This window comes from Oceanobacillus locisalsi (assembly GCF_042675985.1).
GTDB classification, from domain to species: Bacteria; Bacillota; Bacilli; order Bacillales; family Amphibacillaceae; genus Oceanobacillus; species Oceanobacillus locisalsi.
The window spans coordinates 78,612-91,206 of the sequence record NZ_JBHTKK010000013.1; the positions used below are offsets into that span (position 1 = coordinate 78,612).

Here is a 12,595-nt window from a genome sequence, read left to right on the forward strand (position 1 = left end):
ATTTATAGGGAGGTTTTATTGTGGTTAATATCAAAAGACAAATAGTCAGTAGCTCCATTGCTAATAGTGTAACGGGTGGTACAGGGAACCCGTGTAATTATATTGTCGTACACGAAACTGCCAATACCAATAAAGGCGCAGGCGCGCAAAATCATGCTAATTTACAATCAAACGGAAATTCAAGACGAGCAAGCTGGCACTATACTGTGGACGACAGTGCTATTGTGCAGTCGTTTGATGATACACGCAAATGCTGGCACGCCGGTAATTCCAAATATAATAACAATGGTATTGGTATCGAGATTGCCGTCAATCCAGACAGCAATTTTAAACAAGCAGTCCAAAATGCAGCTGATCTTATTAAACATTTAATGAGCAAGCATAATATATCTGCTGGCAATGTCGTACAGCATAAAACAGCTAGTGGCAAAGATTGCCCGCACTTTTTACGTAGCGGCTCAAAGGGAGTTACGTGGAGTGATTTAAAAACAGCGATTGGCTCGTCGTCTGGCAACGTCGGTTCATCGGGAGGTAGTTCCAGTTCTGGCGGTGGAACATCCTGGAAGAAAGTTACCGGAAACTGGACTGGCCAAACGCTTGGTAATGGAGAATATGGCAATCCTATAAAGCAAATGCAAACTATGCTCGCCAATAATAATCCACCATTTTTTCCTAATAAAGGCGCCAAAAACAACGGCATTGACAGTTATTTTGGTGGAGATACCGAGGACGCTGTACGTCGTTTTCAATCTTATTATGGACTTGATGTAGACGGGCTGCCTGGTAAGCAAGTGTATAGTAAGCTGAATGGATCTAGTTCCCAAAACGCTAAAAATTCTAAGAAGTCCGTCGCACAAATGGCTAAAGAAGTTAAAGCAGGAAAACACGGAAACGGTCATGATGCTAGACGCAAGTCACTAGGTATTAGTCAATCTGAGTATAATAAAGTTCGTGAATATGTTAATAAAGGCTCTGTCGGCGGTTCTGGAAAATCCGTCAGTCAAATGGCTAACGAGGTTATCCAAGGCAAACATGGTAGTGGACATTCCGCTCGAAGAAAATCACTTGGAATCAGTAAATCAAAATATGAGCAAGTCCGCAAAGAAGTTAATAAACGATTATAAAAATAAGCCCTCACAGTTGTGGGGGCTTTACATATTATTTAAATAACTTCTTAATCCCTTTTCCTGCAGCACGACCCGTAACACGCCTGCCGATTCGTTTACCAACTTTTCCTTTCTTCACAGCATCCACATCGTTCCATATTCTCAAAAATTTATATATGCTTGATTTAAGGCTCATTCTATCACCTTTCTTAGTTCGTAATCCGACGTTTCCTTATCAGTCAATTCTCTATTGTAAGCAACCCATCCAAAGCGACCTTTATTTTCATCGTGGTCTACGAATCCACGCGGTTGGCAACCCGGGGACATTCCTCTGCGAATAAATTCGTACCAGTACATTTAAACACTCCTTTTTATTTATTCAATCCTTGTCACAGTGATATAATCATCGTGTTCATCATAACCTTTTGGCGGGTTGACTCGTTTAAATTTAACGCTAATTTTATTGTCTCTCCATTTATAATCAACTTGATTTGCTTGATCAGTTAAACGGTTTTCGAGGAACCCAGCCCTTGATACGACTCTATTATCAATCCAATCGGCTGTTTCGACAGTATTTAGCGGAACCCTGGCACGCACTAGTTCTTTTATGTCTCTCAATATATATTGCTCTGTTTGCGCTACTACTTGTACATCTTTTTTTTCTTCACGATTGATAACTAATTTTCTGTTTTCAGCGAATTTGTCTGGTTGTGCTGGCATGATTTGGGCCACCTGTATCCCATAACCATGCATAACCGAATAAAAATGACCTCTATTTTCAAGCCACAGCTGTCCATCATTGAATTCAGGATATACTTTAGAAAGTATCTCCCTTGCTCCTTTTAAAAATACCTCTTCTTCTTCACGTTTCGTATATCCGGCAAGAACTTCACCACCTTGCAACCTTTGCTGTTTAGGGTTGGGCTGTTCTTTTAATAAAACCCAGCTATTACCAACTTTCTTGCATTGGACCTTATTGGATTGACACAATCCCTTTACTCGGTCCGGAGACAGCCCCCATAAGCCACTAGCTTCTTGCACACCCATCACTTGATTTAATACATCCATTGTAATTCCTCCTTATACTGCTTTGTGAGCAGCAATTTTATTTTCTAATGTTTTAGTTTTCATGCCCTTGCGAACGCCTTTTATACCCAATTCTTTTGCTTCTTTAAGTAATTCAAGGTTTCGCTCAAGACCTTTATTCATTTTTGTTTGAACAGCGTCAAATTCAGCGTTGAATTGTTCTTGGTTCAAGCATACGCTTTTCGGCGCCCATACAAACAAGTTTCCGAAGTCCGTCATTGCTTTTAATCGGTATGCTTTTTCTGTTTCCTTGATGATTTCAAATTCAGCAGTTTGTAATGTATACGCTTCATTTTGATCGAAATTTTTACGTATAAACCAACTTTTAATAGACACAACCTCATTCATTGCTTTAGCAGCTAATTGTGCAGCGTATTTTGCTTCTTTCCAAGCTTTTTTCAAAGCCAAACTCATTTTCGCTATCCAATCCCCTTCCATTACCTTTGCATTTGCTACCGCCTTGCTCATGATTTCCGTTGTGTTCATTTTCAATTCCTCCTTTTATTTAACCGATATCGGTTATCTTGTAATTTCATTATACAACCGTTATCGGTTAAAGTCAACACATATTTAAAATCTTTTTATAAAAAATAAACACCCGCAATAGCAGGTGTCATTTCCTTTTATCATACCAATCCGATACATCCATAAACTCTATGTTTCTAATTTGATCAATCGCGCAATTAGTCTTACGACCGTCAATTACATCCAGATTTATTTTCCCACCACCATATCCAGCGACTTTACATAGCACATCCTTATAATAACTTCCGTTTCGCATAGTGTTAGCTTGGATTGCGATAGGTGCATCATTTAAAAATGCCTTGTGCAGCACTTCTGATATTTCTACTTCTGTCATTTCTTCTTTAGGTTTAATTTCAGCAGGTTCATTTTCATCTCTTTTTAAAGCATCTGTTTGGTCTGCTAACAACATCCCTTGCCATTTTAAAATCCCTCTGTCTATATATCCAAACTGCTCTGGTGTGACGTAGGTTATAGATACATTTTCCATCATAATTAACCTCCCATTGCTAAAAAATAACAGTACACTTGTTCTTGTTTTTGTGTTACATTCATATTATAACCAGAACAAACATTCGTCAAACGGCAATTTTTGGAGGTGGATTTAAATGATTGGATTACTTCATAAATCTTTAAATAGCAGAGATAAAATCATGATTTATTATATGGATGGGAAGGGCAAGGTTAGCCAGCGCGTTATTAGAGTAGTGGATATTGATAATAAAAGGGCGCTTGCCTATTGCTACTATAGAAAACAGGTCCGCAGTTTTAAACTAAACAATATATTGTCTTGCGGTCCAATTAAAAGAAGTGCATAAAAAAGAAACCCTCATTTATTAAGGATTTCCATTATTTTAACGTTATCTAGAAGTTCTAATGCTTCATTTATTCGTGTTATTCGACTTTTTTAAAACTTCTTGTTTCTCTTGATCTGTGGTTTGTATTAATTTCACACCGGGAGAGGATGCCTCTTTTCGAATAAGTTAGTTTCTATGTTTAGTAAGACTTTAGCTAAATTGAGTGTGGTTGGTATATTTATCTACGGTGGGATTATTGTTATTACATGAAAAAGAACCAACGTAAAATCCAACAAAAAACCAACGCAAAAAAACAAACAGAAATAAATGAGCGAAAACTTTTCTGTTTAAAAAAACCAAAAAACAAGGTAAAGTATATAAATAAACAATAAAACAAAATCGCAAGAAAGCTAACATCTCTTAGGAGTGATGAGTCAGAATGAGTTTACGTTTTAGTGTACTTGCCTCAGGCAGTACAGGAAATGCATTTTATATAGAAACAGCACAGCAGCGTCTGTTAGTAGATGCTGGATTAAGCGGGAAAAAGATGGACGGGCTTTTCCAGCAGATTGATGTGGATCCGGCCGGGCTCGATGGCATTCTGGTAACCCATGAGCATAGCGATCATATTAAAGGATTGGGTATCTTTGCACGCAAGTATCAGCTTCCTATTTATGCGAATGAAAAAACGTGGCAGGCCATGGATTCTTCTCTTGGTAAGCTGACAATAGACCAGAAATTTCAATTCGATAGGAGCTCTGTCCGGAGTTTTGGAGATATCGAAGTGGAATCGTTTGGCGTATCTCATGATGCGGCAGAACCTATGTTTTATACCTTCCGTCACAATGGATACAAGGTAGCACTTGTGACAGATTTGGGTTATGTATCTGAACATATTAAGAAAACGGTGGAGGATGCTGATGCCTATATATTCGAAGCGAATCATGATGTCGAAATGCTGCGGATGGGACGTTATCCTTGGAACGTGAAACGACGTATTTTAGGAGATTCCGGTCACATTTCCAATGAAGACTCCGGCCTTGCGCTGACAGATATTATCTCAGATCGTACGAAGCGGGTTTATTTAGCTCACTTGAGTCAGGATAATAATATGAAGGATCTGGCGCGTATGTCAGTGAATCAAATTTTGACGGAACGGGGCATCGACCTGGAATTGCATGATACCGATCCGGCAGTGCCTACATCGTTATATACTGTCGGTTCCGTGACGGAACGCGTATAAAACGAAACTTCACTCAACCGAAGTTTTATGGACGCTTCTCCGTGATAAATGGCCTTTCACTTCGTGGGAATGAAGGAAACTCGTCCGGCTGAAGGTTACCTATGGCATTGATTTCCGCGCTTTGTCCAAGGAGAAGGGCTTTCGTAGTACATGCAACCAGAATATAGAAAAAGATACAGAGGCTTGTGTAGTTGGGATAAAAAATTCATTTATGCATAAACTGAAATGGATGATACCCAAAAACAAGTCTCTTTTATTTTGTACAACTCACAATTTTGCGTTTAATGATAAATACGTTTCGGGAATACTTAGTTAAATAGTGCGCAAGGAGACTGGGCTGGGATTACGATGATATACCCTGCCGAAAAGGATTGGATAAATGGATAAGGAGAAGGATATATGGAATATAATGACCAGCCGAATCAACCGCAGCCGGAATCCAGACCAGATAAAAAAGGAAAAAGAAAATGGCTTGTTCCATTATTGCTTGGTATTATTATTGGCGGAATACTCGTACTGTTAATTAATCCCGATTTTCTTCAAAATGAAAATGCGGAGCAAATAAGCCCTGAAGAAAAAGGGGAGATTAATGGAAGCGCCAGCAATAACAGCGGTTTGGAACAGCCCCTGCAGGTAGATGTCTCCACACAGCTGACCGACATCATTGAACAAGTAACGCCAGCTGTTGTAGGAATCACAAATCTTCAGCAAAATGTATCCTGGGGAGCCGACGCTGATGGCATTGAAGCCGGAACAGGATCAGGCGTTATTTATAAGGTAGAAGAAGGTGAAACATATATTGTAACGAACCATCATGTGATCGAAGGAGCCGACGCTGTAGAAGTAATTATGCATGATGAAACGCATGTGGAAGCAGAAATGATTGGCAGTGATTTATTTACCGATTTAGCAGTACTTAAAATGGACAGCAGAGATGAAGATATGGCCATGGAAATAGGAACTTCGGAAAATTTAAAAGTAGGAGAACCGGCTGTTGCTGTTGGGAACCCGCTGGGGGCCTACTTATCAAGCACGGTTACTCAAGGCGTTATCAGTGGCATGGAGCGTACAATTCCAATGGATTTTAATTTTGATGGCCAGCCTGACTGGCAGGCAGAAGTAATTCAGACAGATGCGGCGATTAACCCGGGAAATAGCGGCGGTGCACTGGTTAATCTATATGGCCAATTGATCGGAATCAATTCCATGAAAATTAATGAAGAAGCAGTAGAAGGAATCGGCTTTGCCATCCCGATAGATAGTGCTATTCCTGTTATTGAGGAACTGGAGGAAAATGGAGAGGTTATCCGGCCATATTTAGGTGTAGAAATCTATTCCATTGAAGAGCTGCCGCAATATGAATGGAGAAATACATTGCAGTTGCCGATAGAAGTAGAAGGCGGCGTGTATGTATGGAGTGTGGAAAACTTATCCCCGGCTGATAACGCAGGTATTCAACAATATGATGTGATTGTAGCTTTGGATGGCGAACCTGTGCATAATACAATTGATTTACGGAAAATCCTTTATGAAGAGAAAGAAGTCGGCGAATCTGTCAGGGTAGACTTTTACAGAGATGGAGAGTTGCATCAGGAAGAGATGGAACTCGAAATGCAATAAGGAAGCAAATTCTAAGAGTGGATGTAATAAGAATCCACTCTTAGAATTTTTATCCACAAAAATAAAGAGTTTATACACAATTAGTGGATAAAAAAATAAATTTAACTCAATATTTGGTGTGGAAAATAAGTTCCTATACAATATAACTGCGAACATTTGTGCATATGTGTATATAATTGTGGATAAGTTTCGGTTTTCCATAAGCTGTTCACAGATTTTTAGAATTACACAGATGTTATCCACATTTGGATGTGAGAAAGTTAGATGAAAGCTTCTTTATCTTTTCGTTTTGTCCATAGAAAAGCAAGTAATATCAGTAAGGTGATATCTAAACGAGATGCAAAGAGGAAAGCAAACATACCTTCATTAGTTAGTACAGGAATTTTGGTAAAAAAGATCGCTCCAAGCAAGATGAAAATAAGTGGAATAAGACATATGTGGATAAATATTCTGCCGATTAACAGCATCCCCGCCATTACCTCGAAAAGTGCTACAAAAAAATATACATAGTTAGATAAAGGTATCCCCATTTGATCAAAACTGTTTACCATCGAAAGGTCTATAAATTTCATCAATCCAGATACGAGAAACACAAATCCTATAACATAACAAATCAACTTTAATGGTTTCACGTGAAACAACCCCCTTTTTAAATATTATGCAGGGAAAAGGACAAACTTTCCGGCGAATATGAAGATAAGCATATTGTTTTCCCAAGTGATTAACTATATAATTCACTAATGCGACTAATATCTTTTTATCGTATTATCGCAGAAAATAAGAGGGAGGAAGGAGAAACATGCTGCGTCAATTTTTCTCATATTATAAACCGCATAAACGGTTATTTATCATAGATTTCTCTGCTGCAGTCATTGTGGCGCTGATGGAATTAGCTTTTCCGGTAGCGGTGCAATGGTTTATTGATCAATTGCTTCCTGGTCAAGACTGGAATGCGATTGTAGTAGTATCGATTTTATTGCTGATTGTGTACATCATCAGTACCTATTTGCAATATGTCGTTTCTTATTTAGGACATAAGCTGGGAATTAACATAGAAACAGATATGCGCCGTGATTTATTTTATCAAGTACAAAGGCAATCATTTCATTTTTTTGATAACACCAAAACAGGCCATATTATGAGCCGTATCACCAATGATTTATTTGATTTAGGAGAGCTTGCCCACCATGGACCGGAGGATTTTTTTATCTCCATTATGACATTCATGGGTGCTTTCTTTATTATGTTCACGATTAATCCGGTCTTGGCGCTGATTGTGCTCATCACTGTACCTATTTTGATTTTCCTGATTACATTTGGAAATATTCGTATGAACAAAGCATGGCGAAAAATGTATGCCAAAATTGCTGGAGTGAATGCAAGAATAGAGGATGCTGTTTCTGGAGTACGTGTGGTACAATCTTTTACTAATGAAGAATTCGAGAAGCAGCGTTTCCAAGAAAATAATGAAAAATTTCGTATCGTGAAGGTAGGCGCTTATAAAGTGATGGGAATTGTTCATTCGAATATTTTCTTGTTAATGCGTTTAATGACATTGCTTGTCCTTGTCACCGGTGCCTGGTTCACTTATACAGATCGTCTTAGTTATGGAGAGCTGGTCAGTTTTATTTTATTTGTCAATGTATTAACGACGCCAATTAATAAAATTACAGCCCTCTTGGAACTGTATCCGAAAGGGATGGCCGGGTTCAAACGTTTTTCCGATATGATGGCTGTCAATCCGGATGTGGAGGACAAGCCGGATGCTGTGGCAGTTGGTGATTTAAAAGGAGATATCCGGTTTGATCAAGTGAGCTTCAGCTACGATAAAACACAAAAACCGGTGCTGGACGATATCCATTTTCAAATGAATCCGGGAGAAACAGTAGCATTTGTAGGACCTTCCGGAGCAGGTAAGACCACCATTTCTGCATTAATTCCACGATTTTATGATGTGGACGAGGGAGCTGTGACGATTGACGGGATTGATATTCGTGATATGACGAAAGAATCGCTTCGCAAGAATATAGGCGTGGTCCAACAGGATGTATTCCTATTTACCGGAACCTTGCGTGAGAATATTGCTTATGGAAACCTGGAAGCAACAGATGAAGAAATCGAGCTTGCGGCTAAGCGTGCCCATATGGAAGACTTTATTCAAGAACTTCCGGACGGATACGAGACTCAGGTGGGAGAAAGAGGATTGAAGCTGTCAGGAGGTCAAAAACAGCGTATAGCAATTGCCCGTATGTTCTTGAAAAATCCGCCTATCCTTATCTTGGATGAAGCGACCTCCGCACTTGATACAGAAACAGAAATGATTATTCAAAAAGCCTTGAATGATCTTGCGGCCGACCGTACCACCATTGTAATTGCACATCGTCTTGCTACGATAAAAGCAGCCGATCGTATTATGGTCGTAACGAAAAAAGGCATTGAAGAAGAAGGAACACATGAAGAACTTCTACAGAAAGATGGTATTTTTGCGCATCTGCATAGCGTACAAATGAAATAGCAGGACAGGCTGCACCTGAAGCGCAGCCTGTTTTGAACCCTATTTCATTTCCCGGGAAATGAAATCAACCCAACCTGTCTGTTTAGCATAAAAACGCCGAATCGGCAAAAGCTAAGGCTAAATAGGAGGTGGCAATATGAACCGGATATATCGCATCTTTATTGTTGCAGGTATTATTATCATTCCTTTACTCATCGGAACCTGGGTAAATGCAGAGGAACCTGAGTATGCCCCATGGGGACAGGTTGCAATGAAAGAAGTCAAAGCCCGATATCCACAAGAAAAAATCGTGGATTACCTGCATGTAGGCAGACAAACAGAAGGCGAAGAAACCGTTGAAACATTTAAGCTATGGTTAGTCGGCCAAGAGAAGGAATTTGGTGTTATTATTGATATTTATTTTAAAACAAATACGGAAGAAATTGTCGATATTCATATGAAGGAGACGAAAAAGTAAAATAAGTATGTCAGAAAGCATGCGTATGTGTCCACTCTCTTGCTAAGAGTCCGTACACAGCTAAATCTTCATAATGATCATATAGCCATTCCCCCTGCCTGATAATGCCTTCATGGCGGAAATTCAGTCTTTCAGGGATGGCTCTGCTTTTTTTATTATGCATGGAAGCGCGGATCTCCACACGATTTAACCGTAATGTATAAAACGCATAATCAATCATTACCTGCACAGCCGATGTCATGATACCTTTTTTCTGATATGATGGGTCTAACCAATATCCGATTGATGCGCTGCTGTTTTGCCAATCAATAAAATTAAAATTAATGCAGCCGATCAGTTTTCTTTCCTCGAAAATGCCGACATTCAGTGACTGTCTGCGTTTGGCACCTTGTAAACATAAATCAATAAAAGCCAAACAATCGGAAAGACTCCTGGTTGCTTCTATCCATGGAAGCCATTCCCATAATTGTTCTCTTGAGTTTTCTACAGCCATAAACAACGCATTGGCATCTTCCATTTGCAGCTGCCGCAATGTCAGGCGGTCATCTAATTGATAGTAAAACATAGGTCATCCCCCATATTCATACTTATTGTATGGTTATCTTTCTATATCATACGTTATAAACGCTTAGATGTTTAATTATTTGGTGAAAATGTATTACAATAGAGTATACAAACGAAAAAGACCCCTTGTTTCGTATTATATGATGGAAGGAAGAAGGATGGTACATGAGCGAGGAAAATGTCACAAGGATTCAATTAAATGGAAAAGAATATATATTAATCGGTACAGCCCATGTTTCTAAAAATAGCGCTGAACAGGTGAAGGAAGTCGTTGACAGCGAGCAGCCTGATACGATTTGTATCGAGCTGGACGAACAGCGTTTTCAATCGGTAAAGGATGATAATAAATGGAAAAATACAGATATTTTTCAAATTATCCGTGATAAAAAAGCAGTTGCGCTGTTAATGAACTTGGCAGTTTCCTCCTTTCAAAAGCGGATGGCTAAGCAATTTGGCATTCGTCCGGGTGAAGAAATGATACAAGGCATCCAGTCTGCGGAAGAAACAGGCGCCGAACTTGTTTTAGCTGACCGGGATATTCAAATTACATTTGCCCGCATTTGGGGAAATATCAGCTTTAAAGGAAAGGCGATGCTGTTAATGCAAGTGTTTGGCAGTATTTTTAGCAGACAAGAAATTTCCGAAAAAGAGTTAGAAAATATGAAGCAGCAGGATACGATTAATGCCATGCTGCAAGAGTTTACAGACTATTTCCCGGATTTAAAGAAACCCTTGATTGATGAACGCGATCAGTATTTATCACAAAAAATCAAAGATGCTCCCGGCAATAAAGTAGTAGCTATACTGGGTGCAGCCCATGTTCCAGGCATTACCAAAGAAATTGAAAAAGAACAGGATTTAGACAAATTAACAAGACGCCCGCCGAAAGCCAAGTGGCCAAAAGTAGTCGGCTGGATGATTCCTGTTTTCATCATCGCGATTATCGCCTATACGTTTATTACCAATCCAGCAGCAGGTTGGCAACAGACGTTAAGCTGGATACTTTGGAACGGGTCGTTCTCTGCAATCGGGGCTCTTGCTGCTTTCGCACACCCTTTAACTATTTTAACGGCGTTTATCGTCGCACCGTTGACATCCCTTAATCCACTGCTGGCAGCAGGATGGTTTGCCGGATTTGTACAAGCGTATATTAAACGCCCTAACGTCAGCGACTTTGATAAGTTAGCGGATGATGCGCATTCGGTCAAAGGCTTTTGGAATAATAAAGTAACACGGATATTGCTTGTAGTCGTATTAGCAAATATCGGAAGCTCTTTGGGTACACTTATCGGCGGGGCGGATGTTATCCGTGTGTTTATTCAAAACCTGGTATAGGTTGGATTTTGAAGGATAAATTGATGATAGAGAAGGCCGTTTTTCAAAAAGAAAAACTATCTCTTATACTTGTTTTCCATATAAAAATTGTTTTCGTTTAGGAGGAATCTACTCGTGATCATTGCGATCATTTTTTTAATCTTTGTATCACTTTTCTTCTCAGGAAGTGAAACAGCCTTGACAGCAACGAATAAAATGAAGCTGCAGGCGAAAGCGAACGATGGAGACAGCAAAGCAGAAAAGCTGCTACAGCTAGTTTCCAAACCAAGTGAATTTATTACAGCTATTTTAATCGGGAATAATGTGGCAAATATCTTGCTGCCGACACTGGTTACGATGATGGCCATCGACTATGGGTTAAATGTGGGACTTGCTTCAGCAATTTTGACTGTGACAATTATTGTGTTTTCTGAAGTCATCCCCAAATCCGTAGCAGCCAGCTTCCCGGATCGTATTTCTGCACTCATCTTCCCGATTATCCGTGTGGTTGTGTTTATTTTAAAACCAATCACATTTTTATTAAATGGATTGACAGGAATGATTACCAAGGCTCTTTCAAAAGGAGAGATGCAGGCAGAGTCCGTTTCCAAGGAAGAACTGCGGGCGATTGTAGACATTGCTGATTCAGAGGGGGCCTTTCAAAAAGAAGAGTCTTCACGAATCCGCGGTGTATTTGATTTTTATCATTTAAATGTAAAGGATGTGCTGAAAACACCGCGCGTTGAAATCGTCGGCTTAGACCATGATGAAAGTTATGAAGAAGTCAAAGCGTTGGCACTCTCCAGTCCATTTACAAGGTATCCTGTTTTTGGGGAGGATGTCGATGATATTATTGGCATTTTCCACTCAAAATATTTAATCTCCTGGAGTGATGACAAAGAAAAAGCGCTCGTAGATTATAGCGATATGGAACCGCTCCGTGTCTATGAATTTTACAATATCGAATGGGTTTTCCATAAGATGCTGGAAGCAAAGAAACATATGGCCATCGTCCTGGATGAATATGGCGGCACAGAAGGTATTGTAACGCAGGAGGACATTATTGAAGTCATGATCGGGCAAGAAATTGAAGATGAAACGGACATGGAAGAAGATGCTCTGATTGAGAAGCAGACAGAGACGGAAATGATTTGTGATGGAAAAATCACTTTGCATCAGCTAAACAATGCTTTTGATACGGATATTCCTGAGGAAGACGATGTGCTGGCAGCCTATATCCTTCGAAACTTAACCACTTTTCCGGAAGAAGGCGATAAGCTGGAAAAGGAAAACTTAACCTTTCATATTCTGGAAATAGATGGCCGGTATATTAAGCGGGTACAGATTATTAAATAGAAAGACAGGTGGAAT

The 12,595-nt window shown here is 39.6% G+C and carries 14 protein-coding genes; 8 read left to right on the forward strand and 6 right to left on the reverse strand.

The window, feature by feature from the left end:
* Nucleotides 1-20 precede the first annotated feature (20 nt).
* Nucleotides 21-1,124: an N-acetylmuramoyl-L-alanine amidase gene (locus ACFQ19_RS11785; RefSeq protein ID WP_379592284.1), complete on the forward strand. Its 1,104-nt coding sequence runs from the start codon at nt 21-23 to the stop codon at nt 1,122-1,124.
* Between the two features lie 174 nt (nt 1,125-1,298).
* Here the strand turns inward: ACFQ19_RS11785 and ACFQ19_RS11790 are convergent, their stop codons facing one another.
* The 4 genes from ACFQ19_RS11790 to ACFQ19_RS11805 all read right to left on the reverse strand — a co-directional run bounded on the left by ACFQ19_RS11790 (nt 1,299) and on the right by ACFQ19_RS11805 (nt 3,207).
* Nucleotides 1,299-1,463, reverse strand: coding sequence for a defense against restriction DarA-related protein (locus ACFQ19_RS11790; RefSeq protein ID WP_379592285.1), 165 nt, complete (start codon nt 1,461-1,463; stop codon nt 1,299-1,301).
* Between the two features lie 18 nt (nt 1,464-1,481).
* The gene (locus ACFQ19_RS11795) at nt 1,482-2,174 is read right to left on the reverse strand and encodes a hypothetical protein (protein WP_379592286.1); all 693 of its coding nucleotides are present in this window, start codon (nt 2,172-2,174) and stop codon (nt 1,482-1,484) included.
* A 12-nt stretch (nt 2,175-2,186) separates the two neighbouring features.
* The gene (locus ACFQ19_RS11800; protein WP_379592287.1) at nt 2,187-2,678 is read right to left on the reverse strand and encodes a hypothetical protein; all 492 of its coding nucleotides are present in this window, start codon (nt 2,676-2,678) and stop codon (nt 2,187-2,189) included.
* A gap of 127 nt (nt 2,679-2,805) precedes the next feature.
* Nucleotides 2,806-3,207: a hypothetical protein gene (locus ACFQ19_RS11805; protein ID WP_379592288.1), complete on the reverse strand. Its 402-nt coding sequence runs from the start codon at nt 3,205-3,207 to the stop codon at nt 2,806-2,808.
* A gap of 115 nt (nt 3,208-3,322) precedes the next feature.
* Here ACFQ19_RS11805 and ACFQ19_RS11810 point away from each other — a divergent pair, with 115 nt between their 5' ends.
* The 3 genes from ACFQ19_RS11810 (at nt 3,323) to ACFQ19_RS11820 (ending at nt 6,374) form a co-directional block, all read left to right on the forward strand.
* A complete protein-coding gene (locus ACFQ19_RS11810; RefSeq protein ID WP_379592289.1) occupies nt 3,323-3,532 on the forward strand; it encodes a hypothetical protein in 210 nt (69 codons plus the stop codon).
* A 418-nt stretch (nt 3,533-3,950) separates the two neighbouring features.
* The gene (locus tag ACFQ19_RS11815; protein WP_379592290.1) at nt 3,951-4,754 is read left to right on the forward strand and encodes an MBL fold metallo-hydrolase; all 804 of its coding nucleotides are present in this window, start codon (nt 3,951-3,953) and stop codon (nt 4,752-4,754) included.
* A gap of 399 nt (nt 4,755-5,153) precedes the next feature.
* Nucleotides 5,154-6,374 carry a S1C family serine protease gene (locus tag ACFQ19_RS11820; RefSeq protein WP_379592291.1) on the forward strand — a complete coding sequence of 407 codons (1,221 nt, stop codon included), beginning with the start codon at nt 5,154-5,156 and terminating at the stop codon, nt 6,372-6,374.
* A 260-nt stretch (nt 6,375-6,634) separates the two neighbouring features.
* On the opposite strand, the gene ACFQ19_RS11825 is transcribed toward ACFQ19_RS11820, so the two are convergent.
* Nucleotides 6,635-7,006 (reverse strand): DoxX family protein, encoded by a 372-nt coding sequence (locus ACFQ19_RS11825; RefSeq protein ID WP_379592292.1) that lies wholly within the window; start codon nt 7,004-7,006, stop codon nt 6,635-6,637.
* A 167-nt stretch (nt 7,007-7,173) separates the two neighbouring features.
* Here ACFQ19_RS11825 and ACFQ19_RS11830 point away from each other — a divergent pair, with 167 nt between their 5' ends.
* A complete protein-coding gene (locus tag ACFQ19_RS11830; protein ID WP_379592293.1) occupies nt 7,174-8,889 on the forward strand; it encodes an ABC transporter ATP-binding protein in 1,716 nt (571 codons plus the stop codon).
* A gap of 136 nt (nt 8,890-9,025) precedes the next feature.
* A complete protein-coding gene (locus tag ACFQ19_RS11835; RefSeq protein WP_379592294.1) occupies nt 9,026-9,346 on the forward strand; it encodes a DUF3889 domain-containing protein in 321 nt (106 codons plus the stop codon).
* 10 nt (nt 9,347-9,356) lie between these two features.
* Here ACFQ19_RS11835 and ACFQ19_RS11840 read toward each other — a convergent pair whose 3' ends face one another.
* Nucleotides 9,357-9,911, reverse strand: a complete 555-nt coding sequence (locus ACFQ19_RS11840) for a GNAT family N-acetyltransferase (protein WP_379592296.1) — start codon at nt 9,909-9,911, stop codon at nt 9,357-9,359.
* Nucleotides 9,912-10,075: 164 nt separating this feature from the next.
* On the opposite strand from ACFQ19_RS11840, the gene ACFQ19_RS11845 reads away from it, so the two are divergent.
* Both ACFQ19_RS11845 and ACFQ19_RS11850 read left to right on the forward strand, forming a co-directional pair.
* Nucleotides 10,076-11,245 (forward strand): TraB/GumN family protein, encoded by a 1,170-nt coding sequence (locus tag ACFQ19_RS11845; protein WP_379592298.1) that lies wholly within the window; start codon nt 10,076-10,078, stop codon nt 11,243-11,245.
* Between the two features lie 114 nt (nt 11,246-11,359).
* A complete protein-coding gene (locus tag ACFQ19_RS11850) occupies nt 11,360-12,580 on the forward strand; it encodes a hemolysin family protein (RefSeq protein WP_379592300.1) in 1,221 nt (406 codons plus the stop codon).
* The last annotated feature ends 15 nt before the right edge of the window (nt 12,581-12,595 follow it).